A 17,156-nucleotide genomic window follows, 5' to 3' on the forward strand; every position below is an offset into this window, starting at 1 on the left:
AGCGCCGCCATGATCACGCAGCCATCACCTTTCCCACTGACCGAGCGCAGGACGCTGCGGTCGTGGCTGAGCGACGTGATGCGATCATTCGATCCGGGTGGCGATGCCGCAGACCTGGAGCCCGTCGCGCCGGCGTCGCTTCCGGCCGGCTCCGGCGTCGGGTTGCCCAGCTCCGAACTCGGTGAGCAAACACGTGGCGAGGTGCTGCCGTTTCCCGTCCATGGCGAGGCCCTGCTGGTCAAGCTCGCGGACGTGCTGCGCCGGCATGTCGCCCGCCGGCAACCCGCCGACGATGTGTTGCTGCTGACGATCTCGCGATCTCCATGGGTCCGGCTCTCGATCGATGCGGCGGCCTATGTCGACTATCTGAGCGAGATCGGCACCTTTCAGGCCGCGATCGAGGCGGGCCCGGACACCAAGGTCATCCTGAAGACCACGGATTTCGACGCGCTCGCCAGCTTCGTCACCCAATACGTCAACGAGAAGCTGACCGACCGTGGCTCGACGGAGGCCGCGCCATGAATGCGCCGATGCGAGACCAGAATGCGCAGGCCGCGCGCGCCACGCCGGCCGCCGAAGATCACGTTGCCGCAGCAGCGGCAGCACCGCCGCCGGTCCCGGTTCGCAAGGCTGCGGCACGGAAAAGCGAGCGCACCGCGCTGCTGCGTTACGGCGCGGTCGTGGTGGTCGCCGCGCTGTTCCTCAGCGGCATCATCTATTTCCTTCTCGGTCACGACGATATGCCGCCGCCGCGTCAGGTGCGCGATCTCACCATCGTCAATGTGACGCTGCCGCCGCCGCCTCCACCTCCACCGCCGCAGCCGCAGCCCGAGCAGAAGATGATCGAGCAGCCCAAGATGGCGGAGCCCGAGTTCAAGGAAGAGAAGCCGGTCGACAAGCCGAAGGACGAGCCGGCCAAGGATGCCAAGAACGACGAGCCGCCCGGGCCGCTGTCGCTTGATGCGAAGCCGACCGGCCCCGGCGATTTGTTCAATCTCGGCGGCAAGCCCGGCGGCAGTCCGTATGGCGGTGGCGGCGGTGGGGGCAGCCGGTTCGGCTGGTACGCCACGATCATCACCTCGCAGATCGAGGCTGCGATCCGGGCCAATCCGAAGACGCGCAACATGGCGACGCAGATCCAGGTGCGGCTGTGGGTCGACAGCTCCGGCCACATCTCCCGCGTCGTGCTGACGCCGTCGTCCGGCAATGCCGAGGTCGACGCGGCGTTGCGCAACGAGGTGATCGGCAGCCTGACGCTGCGCGAGCCGCCACCCAAGGACATGCCGATGCCGGTGGTCACGCGCGTCACCGCGCGCCGGCCGAGCTGACAAGACCGACCTACGAACGACCAACCTGCGAATTTCAAAGTGCGAGTGAGAACTGGGGGACTGATGTTTAAGAAACGAGCTCACGCAGAATGGCGCGCGTTGCCGCTTGCGGTGTCGCTGGGCGCGCTTGCCTGCGCAACGCCGGCCGTGGGCCAGACTGCGGATCAGGCGCCCGCCGCCGCAAAGCAGACCGATGCCAGGAAACCGAAAGTGTCGAGCACCAAGCCGACATCGTCGAACGCCACCGTCAACCTCGTCAATCTGCTGGTCCAGCAGGGCGTCCTCAAGGAGGACCAGGCCCAGGCGCTGATCAAGCAGGCCGAGGACGAGGCCTATGTTTCCCGCCAGGCCGCCAAGGACGCCACCGCCAAGGCCGACGACGCCACCAAGGCCGCGACCGCGGCCGCCGCGGCGGCGCAGCCGCCCGGCACCCGGCACGTCACCTACGTTCCCGAAGTCGTCAAAAGACAGTTACGGGAAGAGATTAAGCAGGAGGTGATGGCCAAGGCACAGAAGGAAAACTGGGCGTCGCCCGGAACCTATCCGGAGTGGGCGCAGCGCATCCGCTTCTACGGCGATGCGCGCGTGCGCTATCAGGGCAACTATTTCCCCGGTGGCAACGACCAGGGCGGAGCCATCAACTTCAACGCCATCAATACCGGCTCGCCGTACGATCTTTCGCAGATCACGAACCCGTATGGTGCGCCCACCTATGACGCCACGCAGGATCGGAACCAGTTCCGGCTTCGCGGCCGGCTCGGCATGGAAGCGGACCTGCTGTACGGATTCACCGCGGGCTTGCGCATCGCGACCGGCGAAAACAACTCGCCGGTGTCGACCAACCAGACGTTTGGTACCGGCGGTGGCAACTTCTCGAAATATGGCGTCTGGCTCGACCGCGGCTACATCAACTGGCAGGGCTGGAATGGTGATCTGGCCTTGTCAGCGGGCCGCTTCGACAATCCGTTCTGGTCGCCGACCGATCTGGTCTGGTACCGCGAACTCGGCTTCGATGGTTTCGCCGTGCAGGCCAAGCACGAGGTGTGGGAAGGCTTCACGCCCTTCGCAGTGGGCGGTGCATTTCCGATCTACAACACCGATTTCAACGCCGGAATCAATCTGACGAATCCGCCAACCAAGTTCGCCAGCCACGACAAGTGGCTGTTCGGAGGTCAGGTCGGCTTCAATGCGCGGTTTAGTCCGGAATATACATTCCGGTTCGGCGTCGCCTACTACGACTTCGACAATGTGCAGGGGCAGCTTTCCAGTCCCTGCATCGTCGAGCTGTCGGGCGATGTCTGCAATACCGACCTGACCCGACCGTCGTTCGCGCAGAAGGGCAACAGCTACTTCGCGCTGCGCAACATCATTCCCGACCCGGTCGGAACCGGCAACAATGGCGGCCAGAACTTCAAGTATCAGTATTTCGGATTGGTCGGCCAGTATCGCCCGGTGGTGGTCAGCGCGCAGCTCGATCTCGGACAATTCCACCCGACCCACATCGTGCTCGACGGCGAGTACGTCAACAACACCGCGTTCAGCCGTTCCCTCATGAACGTTGCGGCGATCAACAACCGCGGGCCGAGTCCGGACGGCGGCACTACGCCAGGTGCGTTCAACGGCGGCAATCAGGGCTGGCTCGGCCGCGTCACCGTCGGCAACAAGGAGATCAAGCATCTCTGGGATTGGAACGTCCACGCCGGCTACAAATACCTGGAGTCCGACGCCACCATCGACGCATTTGCAGACTCCGACTTCGGCCTCGGCGGCACCAACCTCAAGGGCTATTTCGTCGGCGGCAATGTCGGTCTCGGCGAGAATGTCTGGGCGACCCTGCGCTGGATGAGCGCCAACAGCATCGCCGGTAACCCCTACGCCGTCGACGTCCTGCAAGTCGACCTCAACGCGAAGTTCTGACCATGCGCATCGCACTGATTGTCCTGACGATGTTGCTGGGAGCGTTGAGCTCCGGCACCGCCTTCGCCCAGTCCGAGACCGACCGCCTGCGCGACGCCCTGCGCAGCGCGACCGCGCAGACCCGCGCGCTGGAAGACCAGCGCACGGCCCTGCAAGCCAAGGTGGCCGACGCCGATCGCGAAAAGGCGGCGGCCAAGAAGGAGGTCGACGACCTCAAGGCCCAGCTCAAGAAGGCTGACAAGGAACACCGCGACGCGGTCGACGAGTTCAACCAACGGCTCGCCGAACGCGATGAGACGCTGGAGAAGTGGAAGTCGGCGTATGAGGAGGCGGCCACCGTCGCCCGCAGCAAGGACGCCGAGCGCGCCAAGTTCGAAGGTGAGGCGACCGCCTACAAGGCCAGCACCAAGAGCTGCATCGCCAAGAACACCCAGCTGGTCAAGGCCGGCAAGGAGATGGTGCAGCGCTACAAGGACCTGACGATCGGCGAGATCGTGGTCTCGCGCGAGCCGATGATTCAGCAGCGCCGGGTCGAGATCCAGAACCAGCTGCAGGAAAGCACCGACAAATTCCTCGATCAGAAGGTGAACCCATGACGACCGCTCTTCACATGAAGCCGCTCCGGTCGATCGGCCTGGCCGCTGCCGTTGCGGCCTTCGTCGTGCCGCTCGATGCGTCGGCGCAAGCGCAGGCTCCCGCGCCACGCACGGTACAGGCGCCCGTCAGGAAGCCGCAGCCCCAGCCCGCGGCCCAGGCGCAAGCCGCCGCCACGCCGGTCGCCCCGGTCGCGGCCACCCCGAAACCTGTCACCGCTCCCGAGAACGTCATCGCGCGGGTCGGCGACACCAATATCTCGGCCGACGACCTCCGCAGCTATGTCGCAGCGCTTGCCCCGCGCGAGCAGGCGGCGCTGGCCAAGGATCCGGCGATGCTCAGCCAGGCGGTCCGCCTGCTGCTTGCCAACCGCCTCGTGCTGCAGGAGGCGGTGGCGAAGAAATGGGATCAGCAGCCCAGCGTCGCGGCGCAGCTCGAGCGGGCCCGCGAGAGCGCGGTGGTTGAGCTCTATCTGCAATCGGTGTCGACGCCGCCGGCGAACTTCCCGAGCGAAGACGATCTGCAGAAGGTCTATGAGGCCAATCGCGCCGCATTCCTGATGCCGCGGCAATTCCAGTTGGCGCAGATCTTCATCGCTGCGCCGAAGGAAGGCGACAAGGCCGCCGAGGACAAGGCGAAGCAGGAGCTCGACGACGTGCAGCGCAAGCTGAGGGCGCCGGGAGCCGACTTCGCGGCGATCGCGCGCGGTGACAACAACGCCGCCAAGGACGCCGGCGACCTCGGCTGGGTCGCGGAAACCCAGATCCGTCCGGAGATCCGCAGCCAGGTGATGGGGCTCGCCAAGAACAGCGTGTCCGAGCCGATCAAGCTCGACGACGGCTGGCACATCATCAAGCTGATCGACACCAAGGCATCCTACACCCGCACCCTGCCGGAGGTGCGCGACCAGCTGGTGCAGCAGATCCGCTCCGAGCGCTCGACCATGATGCGACGCGCCTATCTTGGCGAGCTGCTGAAGCAGCATCCGCCTGTCCTCAACGAGCTGGCACTGTCGAGCCTGCTCGACGCGTCGAAGAAGTAAAGTGGAGACCAAGATGTCCGATATCATTACCAGGCTCACGATCGAAGAGCTGCGCGACAGCTTCCAGAACGTCGGCTATCGCGTCGAAACGCTGACCGATCCGGTCGCCAACACGACCTATCTGCGTTCGGCGACGGCGGGGCTGGGCTTCGAGATCCGGCCGGGCAACCAGCTGATCGGCGAGGAACAGGGCTTTGTCGACGCGACGCTGGTCACCACGCTCCAGGTGCAGGGTGAACTGCCGCTCGACCTCGTCAATCGCTGGAACGCGACGCGGCGGTTCGGCCGGTTGCAGCTCAGCCACCCGTTCCTGGTGTTCTGCCTCGATGTCTCGGTCGCCGGCGGCGTGGCGCCGAACTTCGTGCGGGCGCAGATCGAGATCTGGGACCGGCTGGTACAGGAGCTGATCGCCTATCTGCGCGAGGAGCTGCCGAAGCTCGCTGCCCGCAACGGCGCGGCCGCCGCTGCCCCGCAGCCCGCCGCACCGGCGCAGCAGCCGGCACGCGAGCACGCCTCGGAGGCGGGAGCCGTTCCCACCATCCAGTAAGTCGTGACGGCGCGACGACCAGGACCGCAAGCAACCCATGAATGACGCTGCCTCCTCGATGAAGGCGAGCTGCTTCGGCCGATGGCGGAAGCAGCTCGATCCTGCTCGTCGCCGAGGCAGCTTCATCGCAGCGGGCTGTCTCGCGCTTGCGCTTGGCCTGGCGCAGACCGCCCGAGCGGAGGAAGCGGCGCCGGCGTTCAGCACGCGCTTCGCCGCCGTCGACCAGGGAGAGCCTGCTGCCGACGCCGCGGCAAAGCCGCCGGCCGAGGCGGCAACGAAGCCGTCCGCAGCGGCAAAGGATGCTGCCAAGGATGCTGCGAAGGATGCCGGCGGGAAGAACCTGCCGCCACCGCCCGTGAGCCAGCCCGCGGTTTCGGATGCGCGCATGCGCTATCGCGCGCTGATCGAAAAGGAGGCAGCCGGGACCGGGCTCGCGCCTGAGATCGCCGAGGCCGTGATGGGGGTGGAGAGCGGCTACAATCCCGACGTGATCGGTGGCGTCGGCGAAATCGGGCTGATGCAGTTGTTGCCGTCGACCGCGCGCATGCTCGGCTTCTCCGGCTCGCTTGCCGAGCTTGCGATTCCCGAGAACAACATTCACTTCGGTGTCATGTATCTGGCGCGGGCGTGGCGCCTTGCCGGCGGCGACCTCTGCACCGCGGTCATGAAATACCGCGCGGGTCATGGCGAGACCCGCTTCTCCTATCTGTCGGTGAATTATTGCGTCGCGGTGCGCGCCCGGCTGTTTGCCCGCGGTTTCCGGGTCACCGGAACCGTGCCGGTCGCGACCTTCGGTGAGCCCGGGCGCAGCGGTGGCGGTGGAGGAGGCGGCGGATGCGGCCGCAAATGCCTCGGCGGTGGTGGACGCATCGGGCGTGTCGATCTCGTTGCGCTCAACACCCGGCTGAACGCGCTTGTGATCCAGGCCCGGGGAGGCAAATAGCAAGCGGTCCATCGCCGCAATCGATGTCGTTGCCTTGATATCCTCCCTCGACTTCCTATCGTTTGAAGCAGCTCTGGTTCTGCAAGGAGCAGTACCGATGAAAGCATTGATGTTGGCGATCACGATGGCCGGGTTGTCGGCGATGCCGGCGCTGGCGCAGACGCCGCAACCTCAGCACACGCCGTTGCCGGAAATCATCGTCGGCGCGCCGCCGCCCACGGTCAACCTCAACCGCGACACCGGCGGCAGCAGCGGTCGGGCTGCGGCAAGAGGTAGCGGCAGCGGGCCCGGTGAGCGTTGCGGCGATGCGGCCTCGCTTGGCTGCATCAACGAGCGGCTCAGAAAACAGGTCGATCAGGTCAATCCGCCGGTGACCAACACGCCGCCGATCGACGCGAAGTCGCAGGACCTCAAGGTCGGCGTGGTCAACATCCCGGCAGTGCAGCAGCAGTATGGCCGCAACTTCGGGGTCTCGGCGTTTCCCTATCGCCCGCCAACGCCGGTTTACACGCACCGATGATGGGTAAGATGGCGTTGATTGTCCGAGCGATCGAGATGCCGTCACATTTCTGACGATGGGCACGTGGGAAAATAGCGAAACTAACGGCTTGCTGATTCGATGCGAAAATCCGACGTGACGTGCCCCCATTGCCAGGCCGGCTATCGCCGGATCGAACTGACGTCGAAGGGCGGCGTCGCGGGCGAGTTTCGATGCCTGGTGTGTGACAACATCATCGAGCTGATGGATGGCTCGACCGATGTAGCCTTCCGGCTGACCGTGCAGCCGGGCAAGACGTCCTACGCTTACTGACGTCCTGGGCGACCTGCTCGTCGGTGTCTGCGATCATTCGCCGCGGATGTCGCTCGGTGCCTTGTTGGTCCAGCGATGAAACGCGCGCCTGAAATTGGCGGCATCGCTGAAGCCGAGGGCCAATGCGATATCCTCGTTGGCGAGCGCGGTGTTGCGGAGATATTTCAGCGCGATCTGGGTTCGCAACTCGTCATGCAGCCCGCGAAACGAGAAGCCCTGCTGGCGAAGCTGGCGCCGTAATGACCGGTCGTTCACGCCGAGCATTTTCGCGATCGCCTCGAAGGTCGGAGGATTGGCGATGTCGCCGAGCAGGATGGCACGAATCCGTCCGGCAACGCCGGTCCGCAATTTCAGGTCTCCGAGCAGGTCGTCGCAGAGCGCCACGATGGTCGGATAGGTCGTCTTGTTGCCGAGATCCGCGCTCCGATCCAGCCATTGCGCCTTGAAGACGATCTGGTTGGCCGGCCGATCGAAGCGCACCGGGCATCCGACATGATCGAGCGGAAGATCGAAGTCCGGCGCCTGCGGATAGGCGAGCGTGATCTCGCTGGGGGCGAAGCCCGGTCCCATGATGTCGCGCATCAGCGAGATGTGGATGCCGATCTGCATCTCGGCGACGAAACGATAGAGCGCGGAATCGGCAAGCGCGTGCAGGTTAGGCTCGATGGTCCATCGCGCATGGGCCTTGTCCTCGCTGAAGTCGATGGCGGCGAGCGGCGCAGCGAGCGCGTGGTAGCGCATCGCGAATTCCATCGCCTTGCGGAAGTCCGGACAGCACAGCAGCGCATAGCCGTACATTCCGTATGTCGAGATGTGGATCGACGCGCCGATGCGATAGGGCAGATGACGGTCGGTCGACAGCCGCAACGCGTTCTGGCAGACGGTCATCAACTGGGTCAGCGAAATCCGCGCCTGCGGTGAATGGACGTCGGCCAACGGAATGTTCGTGCCGCGCAGGATCGCTTCGGCCGCGATGCCGGCACCGGCAAGCATGTCGAAGACCGCGCCAAGCTTGGTCGCCTCATACACCTTGTCGCTGCTGCCGACGGTCAGGATATCGTTGCGGGAGCCCGCAGGCTTCTTCAGTCGCATGGTTGGTTGCAAAGTGAAGCAGCCTTTCCTTCTGTGCGGAAGCAATCGCCAGCTCCTTGGAACATAGCCGGTTCGCGCCACAACCCAAGGCTTATCAATGGGTCGTCCATGTTGCGCAGCAGCAAAGGGGAGCGGGTGAGGAGATCCGTTCGGCAGCTGGCTGTTGCCGTTCGCCGAGAGCAAGCCTGTCCAGTTCAGACCCGTTCGATGTCCGTTTCGGACCTTCACAAATCTCGGGCGTCACGCGACGCTTGGGCATAATGTCACGCGGTATGACCGTCGCGACGCGAGACGGCAGACCAGACGATCCGCTCGTTCAAGAAACGCGGACGTTGCGACGGCCGGAGGAAACGAAAGTCGAGGGAGGGCTTCCATGGTTGGGAGACTGATTCAGACTGCCAAATCCGCCTATCAATATCCGCTCATCTTCAAGCAGCTCTGGCACACGCCGCGTGTGCAGGCGCCGGACCAGGAGATCGTCTACCGCGATCTCAAGCGCTTCACCTACCGCCAGACCAGGGAGCGGATCGGACGCCTGGCGTCCGCGCTCAGCAAGGCCGGCGTCGAGCCCGGCGACACCGTCGGCGTGCTCGAATGGGACAGCCATCGCTTTCTGGAGGCTTTCTTCGCGATCCCGATGATGGCGGCGGTGCTGCAAACGGTGAACGTCCGGCTGTCGCTCGAGCAGATCGCCTACACGATCAATCACGCCGGGGCGTCGACGCTGCTCGTCAACGACGAATTCGTCGGACTGCTCGAAGGCATGAAGGGACAGCTCCCGAATGTGAAGCGGATGATCGTGATGTCGGACCGGCCGGCACCGCAGACCGGCAGTCTGTCCTTCGTCGGCGAGTATGAAAGCCTGCTCGCTGCGGCCTCGCCGGATTACGACTTCCCGGATTTCGACGAGAACACCCAGGCCACCACCTTCTACACGACCGGCACGACCGGGCTGCCCAAGGGGGTCTTTTACAGCCACCGCCAGCTGGTGCTGCATTCGATCGCGGGACTGGCGCTGTTCGGCATGGCGGGCTCGCAAGGCCGCTTCTCGCGCGACGACGTCTACATGCCGATCACGCCGATGTTCCACGTCCACGCCTGGGGCTTCCCTTGGTCGGCGACGCTGGCCGGTACCAAGCAGGTCTATCCCGGCCGCTACGAGCCGGCGATGCTGGTCAAGCTGATCAAGAGCGAGGGCGTCACCTTTACCCACGGCGTGCCGACCATCTTGCAGATGCTGCTCAACGCAGCCGCCGCGGCCAAGGTCGATCTGCACGGGTTGAAGATGGTGATCGGCGGCTCGGCGCTGCCCAAGGCGCTGGCCAAGCAGGCGCTCGCGGCCGGCATCGACATCTTCGCGGGTTATGGCATGTCGGAGACCGGGCCGCTCGCCGCGGTGTCGCACGTCAGCTCCAGGGACCTCAGCGGCGATCCCGACGGCGAGGTCGAATTTCGCACCCGCGCCGGCATCGCCGGCCCGCTGGTCGATCTGCGCATCGTCGATCCCGACATGAAGGACATCCCGCATGACGGCAAGTCCGCCGGCGAGATCGTGATTCGCGCGCCATGGCTCACCCAGGGCTATTACAACAATCCCGAGGGCTCGGAGCAGCTCTGGGCCGGCGGCTATCTGCACACCAGCGATATCGCGGTCATCAGTCCGGGCGGCCACGTCCATATCACCGACCGGATCAAGGACGTGATCAAGACCGGCGGCGAATGGGTGTCCTCGCTACAGATCGAGGACCTGATCTCGCAATGCGCCGGTGTGGCGGAAGCCGCCGTGATCGGCGTCAAGGACGACAAATGGGGCGAGCGGCCGCTCGCGCTCGTGGTCAAGAAGCCGTCCGGCGCCGACGGCCTCACCGACGCTGCGATCAAGGATCATCTCAAGCAGTTCGCCGACCAGGGCGTGATCTCGAAATACGGCATCCCCGGGACCATCCTGTTCATCGACAGCATTCCCAAGACCAGCGTCGGAAAGATCAACAAGAAGGAGCTGCGCGAGCAATACGGCGACATGTGACGGCGCGCGCAAGCCCGAGAAAAAATCAAGGAGGACGACAGGATGAGCAGCCTCACAATGGCCGACCTGGGTACGCATGTCGGACGCGAGCTCGGGGTTTCCGACTGGGTCGTGATCGACCAGCAGCGCATCGACACCTTTGCGTCCTGCACCGGCGATCACCAGTGGATTCATGTCGACGTCGAGCGGGCCAAGCGCGAGAGCCCGTTCCGCGGTCCGATCGCGCATGGCTATCTGACGCTCGCGATGGTGGCGCCGCTCGCGATGGAGGTCGGCATCATCCCGCGTGATGCCGCCGCTGGATTGAATTACGGCATCGACAAGGTCCGTTTCCTCGCGCCGGTGCCGGTCGGTGCGCGGGTGAGGCTGCGCGTGACGCTCGCAGGGGTGGAGCCGAAGGAAGCCGGCCAGCTGATCATGAAGACCCAGAACACGCTGGAGGTCGAGGGATCCGAGAAGCCAGCCCTGATCGCCGAAACGCTGGCGCTCCTGATTCCTGCCAAGGTTGTTGCCAAGGGAGCATGACAGTCATGGCTACGGACAATCGGACTCCTGAACCGACGGCCGACCTCTCCGAGGCCGCATCGCGAAACACGCTGGCGCTCAATCCGCTGGTCGGGATCCGCGGCCAGGACCTCGTCGACAGCGCGAGCATCCTGTTCAAGGCCGTGATCAACGAACCCAAGGTCGCAACCGAGCAATGGCTGTCCTTTGTCAGCGAGATGGGCTCGATACTTGCCGGAAAATCCGAGCGAGCGCCGAAGCCGGGCGACCGGCGGTTCGCGGACCCGGCCTGGAAGGAGAGCTCGCTGCATAGCGGGCTGCTCAAGGCCTATCTGGCGTGGGGTGAGACGGTCAATGGCCTGGTCGACAAGACGAGCCTCAGCGATATCGACAAGCAGCGCGCGCACCTGATCACGGAGATCCTGATCGACGCGGTGGCGCCGACCAACACGATGTTCACCAATCCGGCGGCGGTACGCAAATTCCTCGATACCGGCGGGCAAAGCCTGTGGAGCGGGCTGAAGAACTATTTCGACGATCTCGCGCGCAATCGCGGCATGCCGTCGATGGTGGACACGACCGCGTTCAAGGTCGGCGAGAACCTGGCGACGACGCCGGGCGCGGTGATCTTCCGCAACGAGTTGCTGGAGCTGATCCAGTATACCCCGACGACGCCGACAGTCAGGAAGCGGCCGCTCGTGATCACGCCGCCGCAGATCAACAAGTACTACGCGCTCGATCTGTCGCCGGACAAGAGCATGATCCGCTTCCTGCTCGAAAGCGGCATCCAGACCTTCGCGGTGAGCTGGCGCAATCCGACCGCAGCCAATCGCGATTGGGGGCTCGACACCTATGTCGCGGCGCTCGACGAGGCGGTCGATGCCGCGCGCGAGATCACCGGCAGCGAGGACATCTCGATGATGGGCTCCTGCTCCGGCGGCATCACGTCGACGGCCTATTTCGCGACGCTCGGCAGCGCGGCCGAGAAGAAGATCAGGAATCTCGTGCTGGCGGTCTGCCTGCTCGATCCCAATGCGGCCGAGGAGACGACGCTCGGCTGCCTGATGACACCCGAGACCATGCGCCTGGCGAAGGAATCCTCCAAGCTGCGCGGCATCGTCGACGGCCACGATCTGGCGCGGATGTTCGCCTGGATGCGGCCGAACGACCTGATCTGGAATTACTGGGTCAACAACTATCTGCTCGGCAACCAGCCGCCGGCCTTCGACATCCTGTATTGGAACGCCGACACGACCCGCCTGCCGGCGGCGCTGCATGGCGACTACCTCGATCTCTACTTCACCAACCCGTTCCTGAACCCCGGCAAGCTGACGCTCAACGACAAGACCATCGACATGAGCAAGGTCAAGGCCGACAGCTATGTCGTGGCCGGCGTCACCGATCACATCACGCCGTGGAAGGGCGTCTACAAGACCGCGCAGATCATGGGCGAAGGCACCACCTTCGTGCTGTCGAACAGTGGGCATCTCCAGAGCCTGCTCAACCCGCCGAGCAATCCGAAGGCCTCCTTCATGATCGGCCCGGTCGGCGCGGGCAAGCCCGACGACTTCATGGCCACGGCCGAGAAGCGCAAGGGAAGCTGGTGGCTCGACTGGCGCGACTGGCTGTACGCGCGCTCGGGCGACGAAGTGCCGCCGCCTGCGACGCTCGGCAGTGCGCGCCATCCGAGCCTCGGCCCGGCTCCGGGGACCTACGTCTTTGACTGAGGACCTCACCAGCGCCGACAAGGCCGAGCCCGCTGCTGCCGCCATGCGTGGCGCGATCGAGGCGCGGCAGATCACGATCGACGGTCAGCCGCTTCAGGTCGCGATCCGGCATGGCGACGGCAAGGGGCCGCCGCTCCTGCTGTTCAACGGGATCGGCGCCAATTGGGAGCTGGCAAGGCCGTTCCTCGAAGCGCTCACTGGCACCACCGCCATCATCTTCGACGTGCCCGGCGTCGGCGGATCGCCGAAGCCGGCGTGGCCGTATCGCCCGTCGACGCTGGCGCGGCTTGCCGCCGAACTCGCCGCCGAGCTGGGTTACGCCGAGATCGACGTCGCCGGCGTGTCCTGGGGCGGCGGCATCGCGCAGCAATTCGCGCATCAATTCCCGAAGCGCTGCCGCCGGCTGGTGCTGGCGGCGACCGCGCCCGGTTTCATCATGGTGCCCGCGAGCCCCTCGGTGCTGTGGAAGATGGCGACGCCGCGCCGCTACACCGACAAGGGCTATATGAAGAGCATCGCCGCCGACATCTATGGCGGCGCGTTTCGCGACGATCCGTCATTGATCGGCCGGCATGCGGCTGCGATGCACGGCGCGCGCAGCCTCGGTTACTTCTATCAGTTGCTGGCGATGACCGGCTGGACCAGCCTGCCGTGGCTATGGTCGCTGCCGCAGCCGACGCTGATCCTGATGGGCAGCGACGACCCGTTGGTGCCGCCGATCAACGGTCACATCATGGCCAGCCTGATCCCGAACGCCGAGCTGCACATGATCGACGACGGGCATCTGTTCATGGTGACGCGGCCGGCGGAAACCGCTCGCCTGATCGAGGCGTTTCTCGCCGACGAAGGCCGCGAGGTCGTGCCGGCATCGCTGCTTGCACGCACCACTAGCTACCTGAGGGATCTCGTTCCAACATCCGGAGACGGACGCCAGAAGTCGTAACCACAGGGAGGACATCATGACGGATAACAGCTCATACATCGATATGCTGCGGAAGTTCGGCAGTGATCTCGGCTTGCCGAAGCTGAACGTGGACGAATTGCTGCAGACCCAGAAGAAGAATCTCGAGGCGCTCGGCCAGAGCGCGAAAGTAGCGGCGCAAGGCGCGCAGACCGTGGCGCAGAAGCAGCGTGAGGTGATGGAGGCCGGCTTGCGCGAGGCCGCGACGCTGGCGCGCGAATACAAGCCGCTCGGCAAGGTCCATGAGAACCTCGCCTTGCAGACCGAGTTCGCGCGCAAGGTGTTCGATATCGCCGTGAAGGGCGCTCAGGACAGCGCGTCGACCGCGCGACAGTCGACCACGGATGCGGTCAAGATCATCCAGGACCGCATGAAGGAAAGCTTCGAGGAACTTCGCGCCAGCGCGCGTCCGAACAAGTCGGCTTGAGACCGTCCGCCCGGACGCCACAGCGACGAAGCAATCCATCAATTCGCGCGGACGACAACGATGGATTGTTTCGCAGCGCCTGTCATCCGGCGGCGCTTCGCGCCGGCCGGGTGGCTCGTGATGATGTGGATCGGTCCGGAAGCGTTGGTCTACTCGGCCGGCGGCATGCTGCCATGTTCAGTGCCGTGCCTGGCTGCGGCGTTCGCCCGCGCAAGCATGCCGAGCGCGACGAGTGCGGCGGCAAAGCCTGACGCAGCGCCGACGCCGAGCGCCCAGCGTGGGCCGAGATGGTCGGCGACCCAGCCGACGATCGGTGCGCCGATCGGCGTGCCGCCGAGCGCGACGCCGAGCCGCAGCGCCATCACGCGCCCGCGCATCGCCGGCTCGGTCGAGAGCTGCATCAGCGCGTTCGAGGTATTGAGGATCGTCAACGAGGCGATGCCGATCACGACGAGGGCGGCGGCAAACAGCCAGTAGTTCGGTGCCAGCGCGGCCAGCGTACAGCCGATGCCGAAGATCGCCGAACCCAGCATCAGCGCGGCGAAGCGCGGCTGGTCGCGCGTCGCCGCCAGCAGCGCGCCCGACATCGTTCCGATCGCCATCATCGATGACAACAGGCCAAAGCCGCGCGCGTCGGTATGGAAGACGCCGACCGCCATGGTCGAGATGAAGATCGGAAAGTTCAGCCCGAAAGTCCCGATCAGGAACAGCATGACCAGGGTCGCCCTGAGATCGGGGCGGGACCAGACATACTTGAATCCCTCGGTGATGCCGCCCCTGGTGCGGGGTGCGCGCGCATTCGGCCGGAGCTCGGATTTGCGCAGCAGGCACAGCGAGGTCAGCACCGCCATGAAGGACGCTCCGTTGAACAGGAACGCCCAGCCGGTGCCGACCGAAGCGATGAGCAGTCCGGCCATCGCGGGGCCGACCATGCGCGCGGCATTGAATGAGGTCGAGTTCAACGCGATCGCGTTCGACAGGTCTCGGTCGCCGACCAGCTCGGCGACGAAGGTCTGGCGGACCGGAGCGTCAAGCGCGGCGCTGCAACCGAACAGAAACGCGAATACATAGACATGCCAGAGCTGCACCAATCCGGTGACGGTGAGGATGCCGAGGATCAGTGACAGCGTGCCCATCGTCGCCTGGGTTGCCATCAGGAGCCGCCGCTGGTTGAAGCGATCGGCGGCGAGGCCGGACCAGGGCATCAGCAAGAGTTGCGGTCCGAATTGCAGCGCCATCACGATGCCGACGGCGGATGCGCTGTGATTTGTCAGCTGGGTGAGGACGAGCCAGTCCTGCGCGGCGCGCTGCATCCAGGTGCCGATGTTGGACACCAGCGCGCCGGCGGCCCAGACCCGGTAGTTGAAGCTCGCGAGCGATCGAAAGACGCGTCTCATGTTCGTTGCGGATCATTCCCGCCGTGAAACCGGCCGAACCGCCGCGCCATGACGATACCGAATAGAAGTCCGCCGAGACCGAGGGCCGCGACATCGCCTGTGTTGCGGAGGGCGAACTCGCCGACGCGGCAGACCAGCAGGTAGCCGACGAAGAGATTGAAGAAGCCCCAGATGATATTGACGGTCGAGGTCGATAGCCCTTCTCCCGGCGGCTTGGCAAACGGGGTCTGGAACGGTTCGCCCATGATGCCGGCGACAACGTGGGGAATGGCGTTGGTGAGGAAGGCGCCGCCGAAGAAATAGGCGACGAGCTCAAGCCAGTTCATGGGCATGCGTCCTTTCGAGCAGATCGATGATCGCCTGGGTCGAGCCGGTTTCGCCGAGTCGCGGGAACACCTGCTCGATGCTGTAGTCGTGCGCGTTCGGCCGCGCGTCGGTCATGGCGTCGATCGCGAGCGTGACGTTGAGGCCGGCCTCAAAGGCCTGCCGCGCCGTGGATTCGACGCCGGTGCCGGTGGCGACGCCGGCGACCACGACATGGGTGACGCCGCGGGCTCTCAGCCGGGTCTCGAGATCGGTGCTGGCAAAGGCGCCCCAGGTCCGCTTGGTCACGACGATGTCACCCGGCTGCCGGTCAAGCTCCGGGAGCAGGTCGGTCCAGCCGTCGGGAAATGCGCCGTTATGGCGCGGCCGCTCGGTTCGTCCGGGTGCGATCCCGTCGACATTGACCAGCACGACCGGCAGTCCGCGCCGCCGGAACGCCTGGATGAGCGCGCGGGCCCGCGTCACGACGTCTTCGAATGGATGGACAAAGGGCGCGCCGGCGAGCCCGGCTTGCAGATCGACGACAATGAGGGCGGTGATCGGATCGAGTGTCGTGAGGGCCATCATCGTTTCCTTTCAACCGGATGTTTCTCGCGATTGGCGCGGGCTCAGTCGGCGACCAGCCGCTTCAGCAAGCCGACCGCGGCGGCGAGTTCATCCTGCTCCCGCACCGACAGCCGCGTCGCGATGGTGCGCGCCAGCCAGTCCTGCCGCGCGGCGCGGCCGGTCCGCAGCCGCTCGCGACAGATGTCGGTGAGCGACATGATGGTCTGGCGGCCGTCGTCCGGATCGGGCGCACCGCGCACCAGGCCCGCGGCCTCGAGCGCTGAGATCGCCGAGCTCATCGACTGCGGACGCATTCCCTCCGACCGCGCCAGGCTGGACACGGTCGCGGGGCCGTCCTTCTCGAGGCGCAACAGCACCGCGACCTGCGACGGCGGCAGGTCGTCACGCTGCCCCTGTTCGCGCAGCCGGCGCTTCAGCGTTCCGATCAACAGGCGAAGGTCTTCGGCGAGCGCGGATGTGCGCGCCGAGCCGGTACGTGACGCAGCATTGTTCATGACTGGGAGGATGGCATATATACAGGTAAACTGTAAAGATTATCTTCGCAGATTGCCTTCATATTCCTGTGATCGTCAGCGTCATGTCAGGGCATTGTTGGATCATGCTCCAAATCGAAATGGCCGATTGCCGTCGGACAGGAAGCAGCGCTGGTTAAAAAGGGGGAGTGATGGTCGGAAGCACGCAGGATGCACGCGCCGGCTCGAGCCGGTCCGCTTCCGGCTATCATGGCAACGCGGTGCTGGTGCGCCGCGTAAGGGCGGCGATACGCTGCGCGTTACCAGATGACGCGTGCGCAAATCAGCGCAAGCGGCACGATCGCAAGACCTATCGGAACCCATCTGCGCATGTCAGCGGGGTCCCTCGAATATCGGAAGATCTGGATGCAAACGAAAAAGCAGACCGCTGCGCCGAGCAGGATGCGGAACAGGTCAGAGGGGGTGTCGTATAAAGT

At 65.1% G+C, this 17,156-nt stretch carries 19 protein-coding genes; 14 read left to right on the top strand and 5 right to left on the bottom strand.

Annotated elements, in window-relative coordinates; genetic code table 11:
* Positions 1-9: 9 nt before the first annotated feature.
* The 9 genes from B2W55_RS28870 (at position 10) to B2W55_RS28910 (ending at position 7,182) form a co-directional block, all read left to right on the top strand.
* Positions 10-522 carry a hypothetical protein gene (locus B2W55_RS28870; RefSeq protein ID WP_024578846.1) on the top strand — a complete coding sequence of 171 codons (513 nt, stop codon included), beginning with the start codon at positions 10-12 and terminating at the stop codon, positions 520-522.
* Positions 519-1,328, top strand: coding sequence for a TonB C-terminal domain-containing protein (locus B2W55_RS28875; protein WP_024578847.1), 810 nt, complete (start codon positions 519-521; stop codon positions 1,326-1,328). The genes B2W55_RS28870 and B2W55_RS28875 overlap by 4 nt, the downstream gene beginning before the upstream one ends.
* A gap of 63 nt (positions 1,329-1,391) precedes the next feature.
* Positions 1,392-3,245, top strand: a complete 1,854-nt coding sequence (locus B2W55_RS28880) for a putative porin (RefSeq protein WP_024578848.1) — start codon at positions 1,392-1,394, stop codon at positions 3,243-3,245.
* A 2-nt stretch (positions 3,246-3,247) separates the two neighbouring features.
* Entirely contained in the window at positions 3,248-3,841 is a 594-nt protein-coding gene (locus tag B2W55_RS28885; protein ID WP_024578849.1) for a hypothetical protein, read from the top strand.
* Positions 3,838-4,881: a peptidylprolyl isomerase gene (locus B2W55_RS28890; RefSeq protein WP_024578850.1), complete on the top strand. Its 1,044-nt coding sequence runs from the start codon at positions 3,838-3,840 to the stop codon at positions 4,879-4,881. Before B2W55_RS28885 ends, B2W55_RS28890 begins: the two co-directional genes overlap by 4 nt.
* 13 nt (positions 4,882-4,894) lie before the next feature.
* Positions 4,895-5,428 (top strand): YbjN domain-containing protein, encoded by a 534-nt coding sequence (locus B2W55_RS28895; protein WP_024578851.1) that lies wholly within the window; start codon positions 4,895-4,897, stop codon positions 5,426-5,428.
* 37 nt (positions 5,429-5,465) lie between these two features.
* Positions 5,466-6,371, top strand: coding sequence for a lytic transglycosylase domain-containing protein (locus B2W55_RS28900; RefSeq protein WP_024578852.1), 906 nt, complete (start codon positions 5,466-5,468; stop codon positions 6,369-6,371).
* A gap of 97 nt (positions 6,372-6,468) precedes the next feature.
* Positions 6,469-6,891, top strand: a complete 423-nt coding sequence (locus B2W55_RS28905; protein ID WP_024578853.1) for a hypothetical protein — start codon at positions 6,469-6,471, stop codon at positions 6,889-6,891.
* Positions 6,892-7,005: 114 nt separating this feature from the next.
* Positions 7,006-7,182 (top strand): hypothetical protein, encoded by a 177-nt coding sequence (locus B2W55_RS28910; protein WP_311538750.1) that lies wholly within the window; start codon positions 7,006-7,008, stop codon positions 7,180-7,182.
* Between the two features lie 33 nt (positions 7,183-7,215).
* On the opposite strand, the gene B2W55_RS28915 is transcribed toward B2W55_RS28910, so the two are convergent.
* Positions 7,216-8,274 carry an AraC family transcriptional regulator gene (locus tag B2W55_RS28915; RefSeq protein ID WP_024578855.1) on the bottom strand — a complete coding sequence of 353 codons (1,059 nt, stop codon included), beginning with the start codon at positions 8,272-8,274 and terminating at the stop codon, positions 7,216-7,218.
* A gap of 373 nt (positions 8,275-8,647) precedes the next feature.
* Between B2W55_RS28915 and B2W55_RS28920 the strand changes: the two genes are divergently transcribed.
* The 5 genes from B2W55_RS28920 to B2W55_RS28940 are packed head-to-tail and all read left to right on the top strand — an operon-like array spanning position 8,648 to position 13,919.
* Positions 8,648-10,300 (top strand): fatty acid--CoA ligase, encoded by a 1,653-nt coding sequence (locus tag B2W55_RS28920; protein WP_024578856.1) that lies wholly within the window; start codon positions 8,648-8,650, stop codon positions 10,298-10,300.
* A 42-nt stretch (positions 10,301-10,342) separates the two neighbouring features.
* Complete coding sequence (locus tag B2W55_RS28925; RefSeq protein WP_024578857.1) at positions 10,343-10,825, top strand: MaoC family dehydratase; 483 nt, start codon at positions 10,343-10,345, stop codon at positions 10,823-10,825.
* A 5-nt stretch (positions 10,826-10,830) separates the two neighbouring features.
* Positions 10,831-12,531 carry an alpha/beta fold hydrolase gene (locus tag B2W55_RS28930; RefSeq protein WP_024578858.1) on the top strand — a complete coding sequence of 567 codons (1,701 nt, stop codon included), beginning with the start codon at positions 10,831-10,833 and terminating at the stop codon, positions 12,529-12,531.
* Positions 12,524-13,474, top strand: a complete 951-nt coding sequence (phaZ, locus tag B2W55_RS28935; protein WP_024578859.1) for a poly(3-hydroxyalkanoate) depolymerase — start codon at positions 12,524-12,526, stop codon at positions 13,472-13,474. Before B2W55_RS28930 ends, phaZ begins: the two co-directional genes overlap by 8 nt.
* Before the next feature lie 16 nt (positions 13,475-13,490).
* Positions 13,491-13,919, top strand: a complete 429-nt coding sequence (locus B2W55_RS28940; RefSeq protein ID WP_024578860.1) for a phasin family protein — start codon at positions 13,491-13,493, stop codon at positions 13,917-13,919.
* Between the two features lie 149 nt (positions 13,920-14,068).
* Here the strand turns inward: B2W55_RS28940 and B2W55_RS28945 are convergent, their stop codons facing one another.
* From B2W55_RS28945 to B2W55_RS28960, 4 genes are read right to left on the bottom strand one after another with little or no spacing between them, the layout of a single operon-like run.
* Positions 14,069-15,316 (bottom strand): MFS transporter, encoded by a 1,248-nt coding sequence (locus B2W55_RS28945; protein ID WP_024578861.1) that lies wholly within the window; start codon positions 15,314-15,316, stop codon positions 14,069-14,071.
* Positions 15,313-15,642 carry a hypothetical protein gene (locus B2W55_RS28950; protein WP_024578862.1) on the bottom strand — a complete coding sequence of 110 codons (330 nt, stop codon included), beginning with the start codon at positions 15,640-15,642 and terminating at the stop codon, positions 15,313-15,315. Before B2W55_RS28950 ends, B2W55_RS28945 begins: the two co-directional genes overlap by 4 nt.
* A complete protein-coding gene (locus B2W55_RS28955; protein ID WP_024578863.1) occupies positions 15,629-16,204 on the bottom strand; it encodes an isochorismatase family protein in 576 nt (191 codons plus the stop codon). Before B2W55_RS28955 ends, B2W55_RS28950 begins: the two co-directional genes overlap by 14 nt.
* 44 nt (positions 16,205-16,248) lie before the next feature.
* Positions 16,249-16,701 (bottom strand): MarR family winged helix-turn-helix transcriptional regulator, encoded by a 453-nt coding sequence (locus B2W55_RS28960; RefSeq protein ID WP_024578864.1) that lies wholly within the window; start codon positions 16,699-16,701, stop codon positions 16,249-16,251.
* Positions 16,702-17,156: the final 455 nt, after the last annotated feature.

The organism is Bradyrhizobium sp. UBA2491 (genome assembly GCF_002341725.1).
GTDB lineage: Bacteria > Pseudomonadota > Alphaproteobacteria > Rhizobiales > Xanthobacteraceae > Bradyrhizobium.

Bases quoted from the DNA above. Each gene is read 5' to 3' on its own strand.
- B2W55_RS28905 (WP_024578853.1), top strand. From the start codon at position 6,469: ATGAAAGCATTGATGTTGGCGATCACGATGGCCGGGTTGTCGGCGATG.
- B2W55_RS28930 (WP_024578858.1), top strand. From the start codon at position 10,831: ATGGCTACGGACAATCGGACTCCTGAACCGACGGCCGACCTCTCCGAG.
- B2W55_RS28880 (WP_024578848.1), top strand. From the start codon at position 1,392: ATGTTTAAGAAACGAGCTCACGCAGAATGGCGCGCGTTGCCGCTTGCG.
- B2W55_RS28955 (WP_024578863.1), bottom strand. From the start codon at position 16,204: ATGGCCCTCACGACACTCGATCCGATCACCGCCCTCATTGTCGTCGAT.
- B2W55_RS28945 (WP_024578861.1), bottom strand. From the start codon at position 15,316: ATGAGACGCGTCTTTCGATCGCTCGCGAGCTTCAACTACCGGGTCTGG.
- B2W55_RS28895 (WP_024578851.1), top strand. From the start codon at position 4,895: ATGTCCGATATCATTACCAGGCTCACGATCGAAGAGCTGCGCGACAGC.
- B2W55_RS28875 (WP_024578847.1), top strand. From the start codon at position 519: ATGAATGCGCCGATGCGAGACCAGAATGCGCAGGCCGCGCGCGCCACG.
- B2W55_RS28885 (WP_024578849.1), top strand. From the start codon at position 3,248: ATGCGCATCGCACTGATTGTCCTGACGATGTTGCTGGGAGCGTTGAGC.
- B2W55_RS28890 (WP_024578850.1), top strand. From the start codon at position 3,838: ATGACGACCGCTCTTCACATGAAGCCGCTCCGGTCGATCGGCCTGGCC.
- B2W55_RS28950 (WP_024578862.1), bottom strand. From the start codon at position 15,642: ATGAACTGGCTTGAGCTCGTCGCCTATTTCTTCGGCGGCGCCTTCCTC.
- B2W55_RS28940 (WP_024578860.1), top strand. From the start codon at position 13,491: ATGACGGATAACAGCTCATACATCGATATGCTGCGGAAGTTCGGCAGT.
- B2W55_RS28920 (WP_024578856.1), top strand. From the start codon at position 8,648: ATGGTTGGGAGACTGATTCAGACTGCCAAATCCGCCTATCAATATCCG.
- B2W55_RS28915 (WP_024578855.1), bottom strand. From the start codon at position 8,274: ATGCGACTGAAGAAGCCTGCGGGCTCCCGCAACGATATCCTGACCGTC.
- B2W55_RS28925 (WP_024578857.1), top strand. From the start codon at position 10,343: ATGAGCAGCCTCACAATGGCCGACCTGGGTACGCATGTCGGACGCGAG.
- B2W55_RS28960 (WP_024578864.1), bottom strand. From the start codon at position 16,701: ATGAACAATGCTGCGTCACGTACCGGCTCGGCGCGCACATCCGCGCTC.
- B2W55_RS28870 (WP_024578846.1), top strand. From the start codon at position 10: ATGATCACGCAGCCATCACCTTTCCCACTGACCGAGCGCAGGACGCTG.
- B2W55_RS28900 (WP_024578852.1), top strand. From the start codon at position 5,466: ATGAATGACGCTGCCTCCTCGATGAAGGCGAGCTGCTTCGGCCGATGG.